Genomic DNA, 18,467 nt, shown 5'->3' with positions numbered 1-18,467 from the left:
TTCATGGCTGCTGAAGTGAAGGTATAGTTGAACAAAATAGACAGGCGGAAAGAAGACAGTCACTGTGGTTGTTTTACAACAACAAAACACGTGAAGGAGGAGTCATTCATGGCTCGATATACAGGTTCATCATGGAAGATTTCCCGTCGTTTAGGTATTTCCCTAAGCGGAACTGGAAAAGAATTAGCAAAGCGCCCTTACGCTCCAGGACAACACGGTCCTAACCAACGTAAAAAACTTTCTGAATACGGTTTACAACTACAGGAGAAGCAAAAGCTTCGTCACATGTATGGTGTAAACGAGCGTCAATTCCGTCGCATGTTTGACGATGCAGGCAAAATGACAGGAATTCATGGTGAGAACTTCATGATCCTTCTTGAGTCTCGTTTGGACAGCATCGTTTACCGTCTTGGTCTTGCTCGCACACGCCGTGCAGCTCGTCAATTGGTAAACCACGGACACGTTACTGTAAATGGTAAGCGCGTTGATATCCCATCATTCCGCGTTGCAGTTGGTTCAGTAATCGGAGTTCGTGAAAAGTCTCAAAACATCAGCGCAGTTAAAGAAGCAATCGAAGTAAACAACTTCGTACCTGACTTCTTAACTTTTGACGAAAACAAACTTGAAGGTACATTCACTCGCTTACCAGAGCGTTCTGAATTGCCAGCTGAAATTTCAGAACAACTTATCGTTGAGTACTACTCTCGTTAAGTTTAAGAAAGCGTTCCGTTTATGCGGGACGCTTTTTTTATTGTTATAGAGTAGGATAAATGCGAACTGCACCTGTTTGTTTTCAATAATGCATGATTTATTTTCAAAACCGTGGCAGTTATTTTCAAAAGACATACTTTCATTTTCAAAAGAGGCTGATTTGTTTTCAAACTTAATAACTTCGGATCAAAAAAACCGGCCACCATCAAGGTGGGCCGGTTTTCGTTTATTAGTATCGGATGAGGAAGTACTTCTTCTTGCCACGGCGGATAACAACAAAGCGGTCATCGATCCGTGAGTCTGCTCCTACAACCTTTTCAAGGTCCTGGCAGCGCTCACCGTTGATGGAGATCGCTCCATTCGTAATATCCTCACGCGCCTGGCGTTTGGAAGGAGATATCTTGCTTGCCACAAGCAAATCAATGAGTCCAATATCCTCTTTGGACTCCATTTCAAAGGATGGCACATCTTTAAATCCTTGTTCAATCTCTGCCCCGGTAAGCTCGGAAAGCTGTCCGCTGAACAAAGCCTGTGAAATTTTGATCGCCTGTTCGAGTGCCGCATTGCCATGGACAAGGGCTGTCAGTTCTTCAGCAAGCGCTTTTTGAGCTGCACGTTTTTCAGGAGCACTTTGCACCTGCTCTTCAAGTGAGTTGATCTCTTCATCGCTCTTGAACGAGAAGTATTTCAGGAATTTGACCACATCACGGTCATCGGTATTGATCCAGAATTGGTAGAACTCGTATGGCGTTGTTTTTTCAGGATCCAGCCAGATCGCTCCGCCTTCAGTTTTACCAAATTTGGTTCCATCGCTCTTTGTAACTAGAGGAATCGTCAGGCCGAATGCCTTTTCTTCCTCCCCTGCTTTTCGGATCAGTTCAAGACCAGCTGTGATGTTACCCCACTGGTCGCTTCCTCCGAGCTGTAGGCGGCAGTCTTTCTCGCGATATAATTGCAGAAAGTCATAGGACTGCAGAATCATGTACGTAAACTCTGTAAAGGAAATTCCTGCTTCCAAACGCGATTCTACTGATTCTTTTGCGAGCATATAGTTCAGCGGGAAGTATTTACCCACATCACGGAGGAACGAAATTACATCCATTTTTCCGATCCAGTCATAGTTATTGGCAATTTCAGCCGGATTGTTCTCCGCTTCGAAATCCAAAAACTTGGAGAGCTGGCCTTTGATACGCTCGCTCCATTGCTCGACGACACCCGATTCATTCAAAGTGCGCTCTGCCTTTTTCCCGCTCGGATCGCCAATCATGCCAGTGGCGCCCCCCACCAAAGGAATGGGCTGGTGGCCTGCCTGCTGAAGTCGGCGCATGGTCATGATGACGAGCAGATGGCCAACATGCAAACTGTCGGCTGTCGGGTCAAACCCACAGTAAAATGCCGTTTTTCCCTTGTTCAATTTTTCTTCGAGACCTTCACGGTCGGTAACCTGGTTGATCAGGTTCCGGTATTCTAAATCTTGCAAGATTCCCATTAATGTTGCTCCTTTCATTCCATCCAATTCGTTAAAAAAAGACAAATAAAAAACGCCCCTGAATAAGGGACGTGATTATCGCGGTACCACCCTTGTTGAAGGACAAAAATCCTTCCACTCGTATCGGTTAACGGCTTTTCAACCGGTCTTTGCTACTGACGTTCACAAAGAAAGCTCCAGGGTGTACTTCATAATCCGTCTGTGTACTGGTTTGCAGCGGCCACCAGCTTTCTGAAACAGGGAGACAGTTACTACTAAATCCTATCTTCGCTTCTTACTTATCCTATTAGCATATATTCTTCTTTTTACCATAGCTGAACGACGATGTCAATTCCTCTTTCACTGACAAATTTGTACCCATACTCCCTTCAAACGACAGCGAATATGATATAATTAGCCGAATAGGGGGGAATTTACATATGTCTCATCTAGAGGTAATTAAGGAAAAATGGAGGCGTTTTATCGCCTACCTTAATGAGAAGAAAATCATCCAGGCCGCCGATAAAACATACACGTTTACATGGAACTTATTTTTAATCATTGTCGTATTGGCTGTGCTTGGCGGATGTCTGGCAGCAGGAGCCGGTGCGGGCTTCCTGGCCTCACTTGTCAAAAATGAACCAGTCAGGGCCCAGGCTACCATGAAAGAGGAGATTTATAATTACTCAACGACGAGTATGATGTACTTTAATGACAAATCAGAGCTGGGCAACCTTCGGGCGGACCTGAATCGTGATGAAGTGTCGATAAAAAACATCTCTCCTTTTGTAAAAGACGCTGTTATTTCAACAGAAGATGAATACTTTTACGAACATGAAGGTGTGGTTCCAAAAGCGATTATACGTGCGGTCATCCAGGAAGTAACAGGATCGGCAAACCGCTCGGGAGGCAGTACGCTGACCCAGCAGCTGATCAAGAACCAAATTCTCACCAATGAAGTCTCCTTCGACCGGAAGGCAAAAGAAATTCTGCTGGCTCTCCGTCTGGAGCACTTTTTTACAAAAGAACAAATTCTCGAAGCATATTTGAATATTGTTCCTTTTGGACGCAGCTCATCCGGCCATAATGTCGCCGGCATACAGGCTGCTGCACAAGGAGTTTTTGGTGTAAATGCAAAAGATTTAAATCTTCCGCAAGCAGCGTTCCTTGCCGGAATGCCGCAAAATCCATTTGTCTATACTCCTTTTACAAACAGCGGGGATGTGAAAAAAGACACAGCCGCGGGAACCAATCGTATGAAAACCGTGCTTAAACGCATGCTGACAGCCGGGAAAATAACACCTGAGCAGTACGAAAAAGCCATGAAGTATGATGTGAAAAAGCACTTTACGAAGAAAAAAGAATCTTCCTATGAAAAGTATCCTTACTTGAGTATGGAAGTGGAACGCCGCTCAGCCTCCATTTTGGCGGTGCAGGCAGCGAAGAAAGACGGTAAAGACTATTCCAAGCTGAAGCAGAAGGAAAAGGATGAATACCGCCAGAATGCCTACGTCCAGCTTCGTCAAAATGGCTTGAGAATATATACGACCATCAATAAAAAGATCTATGATGAAATGGAGAAAACAGCGAAGAACAACTATCTCTTTGGCTCATCGCACACGGTCCGCGTCAAAAATGACAAAGGAAAATGGGTATATGTGCAGCAGCCTCAGGAAGTTGGATCCATTTTAATCGAAAATAAAACGGGTGCCATCATCAGCTTCGTCGGCGGCCGTGATTATAAACGTGAGCAGCTGAACCATGCAACACAGGCACTACGCCAGAATGGTTCGACCATGAAGCCGCTGCTCGCCTACGCGCCTGCCATTGAAGAAGGTAAAATACAGCCGGGCTATATTCTTCCGGATACACCTTTATCCATCGGAAAGTATAAACCCAACAACTTTGATAAAAGGTTCCACGGTCTGCTTTCGGCCAGAACCGCGCTTGCCAAATCGTATAATATTCCTGCTCTTAGAAGCTTTATGATGGCTGACCACGCTGACGCGTTCAACCGTCTGGAGAAGATGGGATTCTCCTCTATTGCAGAAGCAGATAAAAGTGCGCCTTCTGTTGCCATCGGCGGACTGACCCACGGAGTTACCGTGGAAGAAAACACAAATGCGTTCGCTACTTTTGGAAATGAAGGAAAGTTTGTGGATGCCTATCTGATCAGCAAAATTACAGATAAGCATGGAAAAGCCGTTTATCAGCACAAATCCAAGCCTGTCTCTGTTTATTCGCCACAAACCTCTTATCTGGTCCTTGATATGATGAGAGATGTATTGAAACCGGGCGGAACAGCGGCAAGCATTCCAGGCAGGCTGAATTTTCATGCAGACTGGGCAGGTAAAACAGGGACAACATCGTCTGCAAAGGACTCCTGGTTTGTCGCGACAAACCCGAATGTCACCCTCGGTGTATGGCATGGATATGATAAACCCGCTGCCCTTCCGAAAGGGCAGCAGCATATCAGCCAGACCCTGTGGGCAGCTTTTGCGAATGATGCCTATAAATACGCGCCTTCTCTGATTGCTCCAAAAGAGAGGTTCAGCATACCATCCGGCATCGTAAGAAAAGAAATCTGCGGCATTTCCGGAAAACTTCCGTCTGACTTATGCCGAAAAGCCGGATTGGTCACGACCGATTTATTTAATGTCAAATATGCTCCAAATTCAAAAGACAACAGTCTTGATACCGGCCTTTATGTGATCGCGAATGGCAGAAAATACAAAGCTTCGGATTCAACACCAAAAGAGTTTACGAAGAATGGTGTAATGGTCGATCAGGAATTATTTAACGGCGTGGATTTGAAGGAAGCGGCCGGCGTGGATGCCGGAGACCTTCTCCCTGACAAGAGCTTGCCGGAAAACGGTAAATCACCTGGTGCAGTTACCGGATTAACCGTCAAAGATGGAAAGCTGTCCTGGTCTTCCTCTGGCGAAAGCGATGTGATCGGTTATCGCATTTACCAGGCTGCCGGTACCAGTGGATCATTCAGGAAGATTGGCAGCGTGACATCAGACCAGACATCCCTGTCAGCTCCTTCAGGTGTTCTCTACGTCACTGCCGTGGATATTGCAGGCAAGGAATCATCTCCATCAGGAAAAGTGACATACGGCACAAAGAAACAGGAAACTCCTAAAAAAGAGTCAAAAGAAGAGAAGAAAGATGATCCTAAGAAAGATAAGCCAAAGGACAAGAAACCAACCGAAGAAAAACCGTCAGGGGATAAGCCAAAAAAACCCTCTGATGAGCAGAATACCGATAAAAAGGATAAAGAAACCCCCTCGAATTGATCGAGGGGGTTTTTTCTGTCTTCTTTTCTTCTAATCTTCCATTGTGGACAAGTCGCCAGTCGGAAGATCAAGCTCCCAGGCTTTCAACACACGTCTCATAATTTTACCGCTTCTTGTTTTAGGGAGTTTGTCACGGAATTCGATTTCCCTTGGCGCTGAATGGGCAGCAAGGCCGGATTTAACAAATGAACGAATCTCTTCAATTAGTTCATCGCTTGGCGAATACCCCTCTCTCAGCGCGATAAATGCCTTGATAACTTCACCACGGACGGGATCCGGTTTACCGATGACACCCGCTTCTGCAACTGCCGGATGTTCAACAAGCTTGCTTTCTACTTCAAACGGACCTACCCGCTCACCGGACGTCATGATCACATCATCAATTCTGCCCTGGAACCAGAAGTATCCCTCTTCGTCCATGTAGGCGGAGTCTCCGGAAACATACCAGCCGCCAGGTGTGAAATAAGATTCATACTTTTGCGGGTTGTTCCAGATGGCACGCATCATGGACGGCCAGCCCTTTTTAATGGCCAGATTCCCCATTCGGTTTGGCGGAAGCACATTATCCTGGTCATCAATAATGGCAGCTTCTACACCAGGGAAGGGTTTCCCCATGGAGCCAGGTTTGATTTCCACTGCCGGATAGTTGCTGATGAGCTGCGCTCCGGTCTCTGTCATCCACCAGTTATCATGGATTCTCAGGTTAAAGACTTTCATTCCCCATCGTACAACTTCAGCATTGAGCGGTTCACCCACACTCAGCACATGGCGCAGGGAAGAAAGATCAAACCTCTTCACAACCTCATCTCCTGCCCCCATTAGCATGCGGAAAGCGGTCGGCGCACTGTACCAGACGGTTACGCCATACTTTTCAATCGTGCCGTACCAGTCTTCCGGACTGAAGCGGCCGCCCCGGATCACATTGGATGCCCCATTCAGCCATGGACCGAAAATACCGTAGGATGTTCCGGTCACCCAGCCGGGATCGGCGGTGCACCAGTACACATCAGAATCTTTCAGGTCAAGCACCCATTTGGCAGTCTGGTAATGCTGAATCATAGCATTATGAACGTGCAATACACCCTTTGGCTTTCCAGTGGATCCGGAGGTATAGTGAAGAATCAAGCCGTCTTCACGGTCCACCCATTCGATATCAAGGTGCTTGTCTGCTTTTTCCATTCTGCTGAAAAAGTCGACATACGGCCCTTCTTCTTTTACATCTTCGCCTACAAGAACAACATGCTTGAGATGAGGCAGTTCGCTTACAGGTACACGTTCAAGCAGCTGTGGAGTGGTAATGAGCACTTTGGCTTCACTGTCTTCCAGACGGTCCCTGACCGCCCCCTCCATGAATGCTTCAAACAGCGGGCCAACGATCGCTCCAACTTTAACCGCACCAAGAAGTGCGAAGTACAGCTCGGGAGAACGCGGCATAAAAATAAATACCCTGTCCCCTTTTTCAACATCAAGCTGTCGGAGCATGTTTCCTGCCTTGTTTGACATTTCCTTCAGATCGCGGAAAGTATATTTTTCATCTCTTTTTTGATCAGAAAAATAAAGGGCCACTTTATTTTTTCTGTCCCCTTCCGCATGCCTGTCCACTGCTTCATAGGCCAGATTGACTCGCCCCGTTTCGTTCCAGGAGAATTCTTTTTCAACTTCGGTCCAGTCAAATGCCTCATATGCTGTTTGATAATCTTCTAGGTTAAAATTACCTTTAATACTCGGAAGCGCTTCCACCTTCATCTGTCAATCTCCTCCTATGCCAATAAATATATACATGCTTAGTATATCATATAGGTTCAAAATTTTTAAATTTATTAGAATTGTCAAATCTGTCTGTCTCGAAACCCCTTACAAATCCCGTTCGTTATGTATAATGGAAGTAGTTGAACTTTTACTTGGGTGGTGTATATATGAATCATATTAAAACTTACAATTGCCTTGCTGTTGATACACCTTCAGGCAAGGTTATTATTGAGGGTCCCATCTCACCGGAACATCTGGCCGAATATGAATTTCATGCCGGACTAAAAGCATTCAGACCTGCACCGCAGCAGCATGAAGCTCTTATCGAGATTGCCGGCCTTGATGAAGGAAGGATTATTGTTGCCAGAACAAAAGATACCATAATCGGTTATGTTACATACGTTTATCCGGATCCAATGGAACGATGGTCACATGGCAATATGGAAAATCTTCTGGAGCTTGGAGCAATTGAAGTCATTTCTGATTACCGGAACTATAAAATAGGGAAAAGCCTGTTAAGGGTCTCCATGATGGATGACAGCATGGAAGATTATATCATTATTACAACAGAGTATTACTGGCATTGGGATTTAAAGGGCACCGGTTTATCGGTGTGGGATTACCGAAAAGTAATGGAAAAAATGATGAATGCCGGCGGACTTGAATACATGGCAACGGATGATCCCGAGATAAGTTCTCACCCTGCCAACTGTTTGATGGTCCGCATTGGCAGCAGGGTTACAATGGAGTCCGTCCAGCAGTTTGACCGGATTCGTTTTCAGAACCGTTTCATGTTTTAAGAATTTCTGTCCAGAGGTGCAGCTTTACAGAAAGTTGAAGAAAGGGGAAATAACTGTGATTGTTCAGGATATGATGAATAAAAAGCCCGTTACTGCAAGGCCAGAGACAACGATTATGGAGGCACTGCTTACGCTTAAAAAACACCGGATCAGGCATCTGCCCGTTATTGTGGACGATGGAACACTGGCCGGGATTATTTCTGACCGTGACCTAAGGGATGCCAGCCCTTCCATCTTTGATGCAGCCGATCATGCCGACAAGTTTGAGAGGCCGGTATCTGAAATCATGGTAAGTGATGTGATTACCGCCCATCCCCTTGATTTTGCAGAAGATCTCCTCAGTATTTTTTATGAACATCAAATCGGCTGTATCCCTGTCCTCGAACACGAAAAGCTGGTGGGCGTCATTACAGAACGGGACATGCTTTACACATTGATCCAGCTCACTGGGGCTCACCAGCCGAGCTCTCACCTTGAGGTAAAAGTAGATAACATAGCCGGACAGCTGGCAGATGTTGCTTCCCTGATCAAGAATTTTAAAATTAATATCAACAGTGTGCTTGTTTATCCGAGCAAGCAGGACGACACCCAGAAAATTCTCGTCCTGCGCATCGGAACCATGAATCCCTACCGAGTCGCTTCAGAATTAAGGCAGAATGGTTATGATGTCATTTGGCCGCAGGAACCGGAAGTGGGACAATGAAAAAGCCAGTTTTTGTATATTCTGATGACCTGCTTCGGTACAAATTCAACGAGGGTCATCCCTTTAACCAGCTGCGTGTCAAGCTCACATACGACTTGCTGCGCATGGCTGATGCGCTCGATGACAGCCAGATCATAGAGCCTCGGATGGCAACGGATGAAGAGCTCGCCCTTATCCATGATACAGCTTATATCGAAGCCGTAAAAAAAGCGGGTGACGGAACGTTAAAAGGAGCCGCCGCAGAAAATTACGGACTTGGCACGGAGGATACCCCGATGTTTCCCGGCATGCATGAAGCGAGCGCATGGATCGTTGGCGCAACCCTGCAGGCTGCAGACATGGTGATGGAAGGAAAAGCAACCTATGGATTTAATCCAAGCGGCGGCCTTCATCATGGATTCAGGGGAAAAGCTTCCGGGTTCTGTGTGTACAATGACAGCGCTGTGGCCATTGCTTACTTGAAAAAGAAATACAATGCGAGAGTGCTGTATATCGATACAGATGCCCACCATGGAGACGGTGTGCAATGGTCCTTTTACGAGGACCCTGATGCCTGTACCCTGTCCATACACGAGACGGGACGTTACCTGTTCCCGGGAACCGGCAATGTCACGGAGAGGGGTCAGAGCGACGGGTACGGCTACTCCTTTAATCTTCCTGTGGATGCATTTACAGAAGATGAATCCTGGCTGGAACTGTATGAAACGGCGGTTCATGAAGTCGTCTCTTTTTTTAAGCCCGATGTTATTTTGTCGCAGAACGGAGCAGACGCTCACTATTTCGATCCACTGACCCACCTCTCGGTAACCATGAAATCCTTTCATGCCATTCCCAGAATCGCAAAGGCAGCGGCCGACCGGTTTTGCGGTGGAAAATGGATCGCAACCGGCGGGGGCGGATATGATATTTGGAGAGTTGTTCCACGCGCCTGGTCAGAGATCTGGCTCGCCATGAATGATATCGATCTGGAAGGATCGCTTCCGATGGAATGGATTGAAAAGTGGCAGAAAGCCGCTCCCGTCACGCTGCCGCTTACGTGGGAAGATCCGCCAGGGTTGTATAAACCGATTCCCCGCAAACCGGAAATCATGGAAAAAAACAGCCTGACTTTAACCAAGGCACTCCACCATATCCGCGACAGCAGAAAAAAGACCTGACGCTAACATGCATCAGGTCTTTCCTATTAAATAGCTTTCAGCATCTCTTCCACCATATCCGAAGACCGCTTTGCAGCAAGCTTTGTAAATTCAGCGAAATTGACCGATGCTTCACCATTGGCCTTGTCCGAAATTGAACGAATCACGACAAAGGGAATGTCATTTAAAAAGGCTGTCTGCGCTACAGCTGACCCTTCCATTTCAATGCACACACCGTCAAAAAGCTGATAATAATTTTCCACGAGTGTACGGCTGGCAATAAATTGATCCCCGCTTAAAACCCTTCCCTTTCTTACGGAGACCCCAGCAACCTTTGAGGCGGCTGTTTCCGCCAGAGCCACAAGGCCTGGGTCGGCCGCAAAATCCGAATTATACGCAAACATGGGTATGGTTCCCTGCGGAAAGTCAGGACTTAATGCAGAAGCATCGATATCATGCTGCAATGCACTTGTTGAGATCACAATATCGCCAATTTCAAGGTCCGGATGCAAAGCTCCTGCGACGCCGGTAAACATAATATGTGTCACGTTAAACCGGTCCACCAAAAGCTGTGTCACAACGGCCGCATTCACTTTTCCCACACCGGACTTGCAAAGAACAACGTCTTTGGCGGCATAGGTTCCTTCATAAAAGATGGTCTTCGCGTAATTGCTTTCCCCATAGATTTCAAGAGCCTGTTTCATATAAAGGATTTCTTCATCCATGGCTCCTATAATGCCGATTCTCAAAACTCTCCCACCTCTTACATCTATTGTTCGTCGTTGTTTTTTGTTGTATTTCTGAATTGAATACGGTGAGGAAGCACTACCGTGTTCTCTTCCACCTGTTCCTTGTTCATAAGCTTTGTCAACAGACGCATGGCAACTGCACCGATATCATACATCGGCTGTACAACGGTTGAAAGAGTCGGTCTTACCATTGTCGCAAGCCGTGTATTATCAAAGCCGATGATTTCCAGATCGCCAGGGACCGTTATTCCTTTATCCTGAGCGCCATGAATTACTCCAAGCGCCATTTCATCCGTTCCAACAAAAATGGCTGTAGGCATATTTCCGCTTTCAAGGAAGGTATCCACCGCTTCAATCCCTGAATCATAGGTGTAATCCCCAACAAAGATTTGTTTTTCATCCACCTTTTTGCCGGCATCCTCCATCGCTTTACGGAAGCCGGTGAACTTGTGATAGCCGTTGATTGGATCTTCCAGCGGACCGGTAACCATCGCGACCGAATCATGTCCCGATTTCAACAGATGCTCAACAGCATCATACACTGCCTGCTGGTAATCGATATTAACCGACGGAATTTCGTTGTTCATATCAACGGTCGCTGCCATTACAATCGGCACGGGAGACTTTTTAAATTCCTCAACATGCTCATCTGTAATTTTACCTCCCATAAAGACGATTCCGTCCACTTGCTTTCCGAGCAATGTATTTAAAAGATGAATTTCTTTATCCTTGTTCTGATCGGAGTTACACAAGATAATATTGTATTTATACATGGTCGCAATATCCTCGATACCCCTTGCAAGCTCTGCAAAAAAGATGCTCGCAATATCAGGGATAATCACGCCTACGGTTGTGGTCTTTTTGCTGGCAAGCCCCCTTGCCACTGCGTTTGGACGGTAACCAAGGCGATCAATCGCTTCAAGCACCTTTTTCCTTGTAGATGGTTTAACATTCGGGTTTCCATTCACAACACGGGAAACAGTTGCCATTGAGACGCCTGCTTCACGTGCTACATCATAAATTGTTGTATTCAATTTAGTAATCCTCCTTTAATTCCACAATCCAGACAGGTTATGTAATGTTATTGCTATCATACAGTAAAGAACTGCTGTTAGGCAACGAAAAGCCCGTACAACTGCATATTCTACCGGATAAAAGTGAACATTTTCCAACTTTCTCTGTATAGTTTTCTCCAATCCTTAAAAGTCCATTCAAAACAAGAAAAAGCCGGCTGAAATCAGCCGGCTTATCTTTATTGCTTCGATTCTTGTTGATTTATTATTTTGCCGTCTTTAAAAAAGCGGAGCAAGTCGCCATAAACAACTTTATCTGAAAGATTTAAATCTTTGGCCGCTTTATCTTTTGCAGGCTTACAAAGCTTAGCGGCAACCTCTTGCCCGTCAGACTGGCTGTAACACTTCTCTTTTTCTCCGGCATAAACATAGTCTTTGGTAATGGCACTGCCGTCTCTCTGAACCGTAAATTCGTCGCGTTCAGGAGAAAAAAGGTCAGATCCAAACTGGATATCGCCTTTCGTTTTCATGCCCAGCAAGTGTAAGATCGTTGGCTTCAAATCAATTTCTCCGCCAATTGTATGCATTACTTTACCTTTTTGCCCTGGCACATGAATGAACAATGGTGTTTCTTGCAGCTTCAGGTGTTCATATGGTGTTACTTCCTTGCCGAGGATTTTGCTCATGGCTTTATTATGGTTCTCTGAAATTCCGTAGTGGTCTCCGTACAGAATAATAACTGAATTGTCATAGAGCCCTGAAGCTTTCAACTGCTGGAAGAATTGCTTTAAGGCTTCATCCTGATAGCGAGCTGTTACAAAGTAATTGTCCACCGTAGGATCTCCAGTGTCAGCAGGCTGGATGCTCTTCTCCTGTTCATTATTCAAAATAAACGGATGATGGTTGGTCAGTGTAATAAATTTGCTGTAAAACGGCTGTTTCAGATTCTCAAGCATCGGCATGGACTGTTTAAAAAACTCCTTGTCCTTCAGGCCGTAGTTAACGGAGTTCTGATCGTTCACATCATAATAAGGCTTAGAGTAAAACTTGTTATAACCGAGCGTGTTGTACATCATGTCACGGTTCCAGAAACTTTTATTGTTGGCATGGAAGACAACCGGGTTATATCCATTTTCTTTAACAATCTCAGGTGTTGCATGAAACTTGTTTTGCGCTTTAGTGGAGTAAACTGAACCTCCAGGCAGTCCGTACAGTGAATTATCAATCAGGAATTCGGCATCTGATGTTTTGCCCTGTCCTGTATTATGATAAAAGTTATCAAAGTAGTAGCTGTTTTTCGTCAGATCATTCAAGAACGGTGTAACTTCCTGACCATTAATTTTCTTGTTGATCAAAAAGTTCTGGGTGGATTCCATGGATACAAGGATCACATTTTTTCCTTTGGCTGCCCCAAACATTTTCGGATCTGGTTTTTTGTACTGTGAATCCGAATAGTTTTTGACTTCAGCCAGGTCATTGCTGTCTGCCAGTGCACGCTGCGTGGATGACTTGGTGTTCAGTACAGCGTCATACACATGATAGTTGTAAACACCCATCAGCTTAACCAGAATCGCCCGGTCAAATGTGCGTGTCAGCAGTTCAGGACGCTGGATTTCCGCCATCCCGATGTTTGCTAAAAAAATACTTAATGCTGAAACAAAAACAAGACCTATGGTTTTCTTTTTCAATTTTTCCACAGGTTTTACTTTCTTGGATAAAACAATAGTCAATAACAGCAGAAAGTCCAAAAAATATAAAATATCAAGCGGATGCATCAGGCTTTGTGCACTCCCGCCAAGATCCCCAAAGTTTTTAAATTGAAACAGTACCGGTATCGTGATGAAGTCATCGAAGAACCGATGGTACACGATATTGGCGTATAAAATAAATGACATAATAAAATGGATGGTAAGCAATGCTTTATTTCTGCTCTTTGCCGGGGCAAACAAACCAAGGCCCAGGAAAAACAGAGCTGAGCTGAGCGGTGTAATAACCAGAATGATCTCCTGCATAACGTTCTCAAGATCAAGATTCAGCCCGACTCTGAAGGCGATATATGATTTTACCCACAAAAGAATAACCGCCAGCAGGAAAAAGCTCAAAGACTGTTTTGTTGAATTTTGTATGTTCGGTTGCTGTTCAAGTTTAATCATCGTTAATTTTCCTCCTCAAAAAAGAAAAAAACCTTGCTACAAATTGATCCATTTGCAGTGTTTTCAGGTTCACCCTATCCATTATACGGGGTTCAGGAAGGAAGTAAAAAATCCGATATCTTGATTCCTAGAGGTATATTCCTCTGTAACAATCAGTGTAGCATCACATCCAGCTATTCTTTAAATCCCTTGATTATGCTCTGTAATCCTTGAAAATGGACATAATTTATTTCCTTATTATTCTTGGCTATCCATATAAAAGAAAAGCCCTCCATGAAACAGAGGGCTTTTTTCTTATACCATTACTTTATTGTTTTTATATAAACCGCTCTTCTCCAGCTCACTGACAAAGCTTTCAAATTCCGTAAAGTTCATTTGCTGGGAAGCATCCGATAATGCCTGCTTCGGATTTGGGTGAACCTCGGCCATGACACCGTCCGCTCCAATGGCCAAAGCAGCTTTGGCTGCAGGAACAAGCAAATCCTTTCTTCCTGTTGAATGAGTCACGTCTACCAGGACGGGAAGATGTGTTTCCTGTTTAAGAAGAGGCACAGCGGTAATATCAAGCGTATTTCTGGTTGCTTTTTCATAGGTTCTTATGCCGCGTTCACATAGTATGATTTGATCATTGCCATGAACCATAATGTACTCAGCAGCGTGAATAAATTCATCGATCGAAGCCGAAAGTCCTCTTTTCAGCAAAATCGGTTTACGGATTCTTCCTGCTTCCTTCAGCAGTTCAAAGTTTTGCATGTTCCTTGCTCCGATTTGGATAACATCCAGATAACCGGAAGCCATTTCCAAATCTCTCGGATCCACGATTTCACTGATTACAGACAGCCCGTAACGGGTGCCAGCCTGCTTTAGTAAACAAAGTCCTTCTTCGCCAAGCCCTTGAAAATCATAAGGCGATGTCCTTGGTTTAAATGCCCCGCCCCGTAAAAAATGCAATCCCTGTGCCTTGACTGCTCTGGCTGCAGCATCCACCTGTTCTTCGCTTTCCACAGCGCATGGACCGGCAACCAAGATTGGATATGCTCCGCCAATTTCTTCTCCCGCAACAGTTACAACTGTATTTTCCAGTTTGCTTTTCCGCGATACGAGTAATTTCCGTGAGCTGGCAGGCACAGCCTGGTCCAGCAGCTTAAACAAACTGATCAGGGTTTCCTTCCTTATCGGGCCGTTTGAATGGCAGGCTATTCGCTCAAGCACCTTTTCTGCCCTTTCAGTTCGTAACTCTTCATGCTTTTGAAGCAGTACCTCTCGTTGATTTATAAGATCAATCAACTGCAAATCCAAATCATCCATCTGATTCCTCAGCTCATCCAGCGTACTCTTTCTCATCTCATCTCTCCTCTGCTCTGTAAACAAATTATTATAATGCAGTTTCATTATAAGCCTGTACCCGTCATTTGAAAACCACCTGATTCCATAAAAAAACCCCGGGACACTCCGGGGTTTGGTGAAAAGTTTATTTGCCCAGCTGCTCGCTGAGCGCTGCGGAGGTGATGGAATAATGGGACGCATTCCATTTTACCTCTCCTTTTTCAAAAAGAAGAGCTTGCGGCGACTCGTGTCTCACCCCAAACTTCTCCGCAATTTCATTGGAAAGAGGGCGGGCTTCCTGAACATTTAAATAAAAAACCGGCGTATCCTGTTCAGCGGCAAACTTTTGATATTCCTGAAATGCAGCATGGCTGATCGGGCAAGTTGTGCTGTTCTTCATTAAAAACAGCTGGTCATTCTCCCGGATAGCCTGTTCAAATTCTTCAGAACTTGAAATTTTAACGAGTGACATATGTAGTTCCTCCCTGGTTGTATCTTAAATCAATGAAAAAACGAAGAAGTATACTTCTTCGTTTATGATCATCTGCTAGCTTTAGCGTTTATCAATACTTGTTTGTACCAAATCGTCCTCGGTTGCCAGAGGATCAGGCTGGCGTGTGGTTTCTTCTTCCACCAGAGTGGTGATTTCATCATACGCTTGATTACTTTCATCATCCTGTCCCTTGTTTCTCCAGTTGTTCAAATCACGGCGAAGGCTGGTTGAAAGCTCCTTTACCTTGCCTGCCACCTGATTGGACTGCTCAGAAACCGTACGGGCAATGTTAGAGGACTTGTCTTTTGCCATTGAAGACCATTCTGTACTTTTATCCTTAATCGTACCGGCCTGGTCCGTAAGGTCATTTCTCAATTCCTTACCGGTTTTAGGGGCCATGAGGAGGGCGGATGCTGCACCCACAATTCCGCCAACTAAAGCACCAATAATAAAATCTTTACTGTTGATGTTTTGATTATTGTTTTCGTTACTCATACAAATCTCCTCCTTTATTGGTATTGTCTTCTTTGGGAAGCATGCTGGGTAGAATCTACGCTGCTTTTCTTAACCTTCCACTTTTCCCACAAATTAATAGCTACATTTCCCCATTGAACGGCCTGAGAAATATTTTCAGACTGCCGTTCTGCTCCTGTTGTGATTTTTTCTGTGACCTTGCGTACAGATTCATTTACATTATGAATTGAACTGCCAAGATCCTGAACTGCTGAGAATACAGTGTTCAATGAAGCTGCTTTCGTCTGAACATCTTCTGCCAATTTGTTGGTTTTGTGAAGCAATTGAGCTGTTTCCGATGTCACACCATTCAATTGAGTTTCTAGGCCGTCTACCGTCTTTGCCACGTTATCAAGTGTGACTGTAAGGGATTTAAGCGTACGTGCCAAGAAGATTACAAGGACGACAAAAGCTAGGGCAATGATGAGTACACTGATGGGTATAAGTATGTTCATGTTTCCACGACACCTCCTGAGTTAGATGCTTTTAAAATTACCCTATGCCAGTAAAACTAAACATGTATGCTATATTCTACCCTTTTTTCAGAATTCCTGCTAAAGATGCAAGGGTTTGAACATTACAAATTATTTAGATTGAGTTAAAATAAACAGGTAAGGGTTTAACATAATTTGAGGGGGAAACGTCAATGAGAGATCCACGAATCCAACAATTGGCCAAAAACTTGATTACATACTCTGTAAATCTTCAAAAAGGGGAAAAGGTGCTGATTGAAAATTTTGGTTTTCAAAAAGAACTTGTAAATGCACTTGTGCAGGAAGCCTATGCTGCAGGCGGTTATCCTTTCGTACTGCTAAAGGACCATTCTGTCATGCGTCAACAGTACATGAATGCGTCTGAAGATCAAATGAAGATCATTGCCAAGCATGAAGGGGACCTGATGTCCCAAATGGACGCCTATATCGGGCTTCGTTCCGGTGACAATATTAATGAATTGTCAGATGTTCCGAGTGAACAGATGGCTTTATATGAAAAAACCGTGCTTGCCATGCACCGTGAAATTCGCATCAAGAAAACGAAATGGGTTGTTCTTCGATACCCGAATGCAGCGATGGCACAGCTCGCCAGCATGAGCACTGAAGCGTTTGAAGATTTCTACTTCCAGGTGTGCAACCTTGATTACAGCAAGATGAATGAAGCTATGAAATCACTTGAGGATCTGATGAACCGCACTGATAAAGTCCATTTAAAAGGGCCAGGAACCGATCTTACTTTCTCCATTAAGGACATTCCTGCTGTAAGGTGTGCCGGGGAAGCAAACATTCCGGATGGCGAAGTATATACAGCACCTGTTCGTGATTCCGTGAACGGAACTATTACGTATAACACACCATCACCTTATCAGGGCTTCACTTTTGAAAATGTATCCCTGACATTCGAAAATGGAAAAATCGTAAACGCATCAGCCAACGATTCTGAACGCATCAACAAAATTTTTGATACTGATGAAGGTTCCCGATATATTGGTGAGTTTGCGATCGGAGTCAATCCATACATCCAGCACCCAATGCAGGACATTCTGTTTGACGAGAAAATCGACGGAAGCTTCCACTTCACTCCGGGACAGGCGTATGAAGAAGCATACAACGGCAACGAGTCCAACATTCACTGGGATATGGTAATGATTCAGCGTCCGGATTACGGGGGCGGTGAAATCTATTTTGATGATGTGCTCATCCGTAAAGATGGCCGCTTCGTACTTCCTGAGCTTGACGTGCTTAATCCTGAAAACTTGAAATAGGACAATAAAGAAGGCTGCCAGCATGAACGGCAGCCTCTTTTTTATTTATCTTCTGTCAGTTTCAGTGCTTTTCCCGCTTTTTCAATATCATGCTTTACCTGTTCAGGAAGGTTATAAGCATGGTACATTTCATTTTTGATCATATATTGAGCAATACGGTCATGAAGGTCAATCGCTTCATTCAGCTGCTTTAATTCTTGAATTCAACAGATTTTTTCAGCTGATTCAAAAAAAAGGCATCACCTCTCATCAAATGAGTGGTGATGCCTTTAAGGAGGTGTCTAAAAAGTGTCTTTCGCTCTTGAAAGTGTTACTTTCCGTTCGGGGTCGCTCGCTTTTACCGGCGCGGGCGCCTACTTTCGCAGGGCGTGCGCTGAGCCCCACCGGCGCAAGCGCCTGTGTGCCGGCGTAAACGCCTACCTTGTCTCACCTGTCACGCTTCCCCTGCAGGACAAGGAAGGCTTCGGCAGCGAAACATCGCACGAAGAAAATGTGATCACATTTTCGAGGAGTCTCGCACCCTACACTCCATGTAACTTATCAACGAAGATGATGACCAAAACTCAATGCTTCGAAGTGAAAAAAAAAGGAGCTG

At 44.8% G+C, this 18,467-nt stretch carries 15 protein-coding genes and 1 other annotated feature; of the genes, 6 read left to right on the top strand and 9 right to left on the bottom strand.

All coding sequences use genetic code 11. The annotated features are described in order from the left end of the window. Positions 1-108: 108 nt before the first annotated feature. Positions 109-711, top strand: coding sequence for a 30S ribosomal protein S4 (rpsD, locus tag QYB97_RS19080; RefSeq protein WP_301167607.1), 603 nt, complete (start codon positions 109-111; stop codon positions 709-711). 229 nt (positions 712-940) lie between these two features. Here the strand turns inward: rpsD and tyrS are convergent, their stop codons facing one another. Then, positions 941-2,200, bottom strand: a complete 1,260-nt coding sequence (tyrS, locus tag QYB97_RS19075; protein ID WP_301167606.1) for a tyrosine--tRNA ligase — start codon at positions 2,198-2,200, stop codon at positions 941-943. Between the two features lie 62 nt (positions 2,201-2,262). Next, positions 2,263-2,477, bottom strand: a binding site (T-box leader). 142 nt (positions 2,478-2,619) lie between these two features. On the opposite strand from tyrS, the gene QYB97_RS19070 reads away from it, so the two are divergent. Continuing rightward, entirely contained in the window at positions 2,620-5,478 is a 2,859-nt protein-coding gene (locus QYB97_RS19070; RefSeq protein WP_301167605.1) for a transglycosylase domain-containing protein, read from the top strand. Between the two features lie 30 nt (positions 5,479-5,508). Here the strand turns inward: QYB97_RS19070 and acsA are convergent, their stop codons facing one another. Continuing rightward, positions 5,509-7,224 (bottom strand): acetate--CoA ligase, encoded by a 1,716-nt coding sequence (gene acsA, locus QYB97_RS19065; protein WP_301167604.1) that lies wholly within the window; start codon positions 7,222-7,224, stop codon positions 5,509-5,511. A gap of 170 nt (positions 7,225-7,394) precedes the next feature. On the opposite strand from acsA, the gene QYB97_RS19060 reads away from it, so the two are divergent. The 3 genes from QYB97_RS19060 to QYB97_RS19050 are packed head-to-tail and all read left to right on the top strand — an operon-like array spanning position 7,395 to position 9,887. Further along, on the top strand, positions 7,395-8,027 hold the full coding sequence (locus QYB97_RS19060; RefSeq protein ID WP_301167603.1) for a GNAT family N-acetyltransferase: 633 nt from the start codon (positions 7,395-7,397) through the stop codon (positions 8,025-8,027). A gap of 55 nt (positions 8,028-8,082) precedes the next feature. Beyond that, on the top strand, positions 8,083-8,730 hold the full coding sequence (locus QYB97_RS19055) for an acetoin utilization AcuB family protein (RefSeq protein WP_301167602.1): 648 nt from the start codon (positions 8,083-8,085) through the stop codon (positions 8,728-8,730). After that, complete coding sequence (locus tag QYB97_RS19050; protein WP_301167601.1) at positions 8,727-9,887, top strand: acetoin utilization protein AcuC; 1,161 nt, start codon at positions 8,727-8,729, stop codon at positions 9,885-9,887. Before QYB97_RS19055 ends, QYB97_RS19050 begins: the two co-directional genes overlap by 4 nt. Before the next feature lie 26 nt (positions 9,888-9,913). On the opposite strand, the gene QYB97_RS19045 is transcribed toward QYB97_RS19050, so the two are convergent. The 7 genes from QYB97_RS19045 to QYB97_RS19015 form a co-directional block, all read right to left on the bottom strand. Further along, complete coding sequence (locus QYB97_RS19045; protein ID WP_301167600.1) at positions 9,914-10,615, bottom strand: 5'-methylthioadenosine/adenosylhomocysteine nucleosidase; 702 nt, start codon at positions 10,613-10,615, stop codon at positions 9,914-9,916. Between the two features lie 20 nt (positions 10,616-10,635). Continuing rightward, complete coding sequence (ccpA, locus tag QYB97_RS19040) at positions 10,636-11,649, bottom strand: catabolite control protein A (RefSeq protein ID WP_301167599.1); 1,014 nt, start codon at positions 11,647-11,649, stop codon at positions 10,636-10,638. 218 nt (positions 11,650-11,867) lie between these two features. Beyond that, positions 11,868-13,781, bottom strand: a complete 1,914-nt coding sequence (locus tag QYB97_RS19035) for an LTA synthase family protein (RefSeq protein ID WP_301167598.1) — start codon at positions 13,779-13,781, stop codon at positions 11,868-11,870. 294 nt (positions 13,782-14,075) lie between these two features. After that, a complete protein-coding gene (locus QYB97_RS19030; RefSeq protein WP_301167597.1) occupies positions 14,076-15,125 on the bottom strand; it encodes a bifunctional 3-deoxy-7-phosphoheptulonate synthase/chorismate mutase in 1,050 nt (349 codons plus the stop codon). A 127-nt stretch (positions 15,126-15,252) separates the two neighbouring features. Then, complete coding sequence (gene ytxJ / locus QYB97_RS19025) at positions 15,253-15,579, bottom strand: bacillithiol system redox-active protein YtxJ (protein WP_301167596.1); 327 nt, start codon at positions 15,577-15,579, stop codon at positions 15,253-15,255. An 81-nt stretch (positions 15,580-15,660) separates the two neighbouring features. Then, positions 15,661-16,095 carry a YtxH domain-containing protein gene (locus QYB97_RS19020; RefSeq protein ID WP_301167595.1) on the bottom strand — a complete coding sequence of 145 codons (435 nt, stop codon included), beginning with the start codon at positions 16,093-16,095 and terminating at the stop codon, positions 15,661-15,663. A gap of 14 nt (positions 16,096-16,109) precedes the next feature. Further along, on the bottom strand, positions 16,110-16,568 hold the full coding sequence (locus tag QYB97_RS19015; protein WP_301167594.1) for a DUF948 domain-containing protein: 459 nt from the start codon (positions 16,566-16,568) through the stop codon (positions 16,110-16,112). Between the two features lie 191 nt (positions 16,569-16,759). On the opposite strand from QYB97_RS19015, the gene QYB97_RS19010 reads away from it, so the two are divergent. Beyond that, positions 16,760-17,872, top strand: a complete 1,113-nt coding sequence (locus QYB97_RS19010; protein ID WP_301167593.1) for an aminopeptidase — start codon at positions 16,760-16,762, stop codon at positions 17,870-17,872. The last annotated feature ends 595 nt before the right edge of the window (positions 17,873-18,467 follow it).

The organism is Fictibacillus fluitans (assembly GCF_030418125.1).
Classification (GTDB): Bacteria; Bacillota; Bacilli; order Bacillales; family Fictibacillaceae; genus Fictibacillus_C; species Fictibacillus_C fluitans.
Note: the sequence above shows the minus strand (reverse complement) of the source record. Positions and strands in the feature narration are given on the sequence as shown.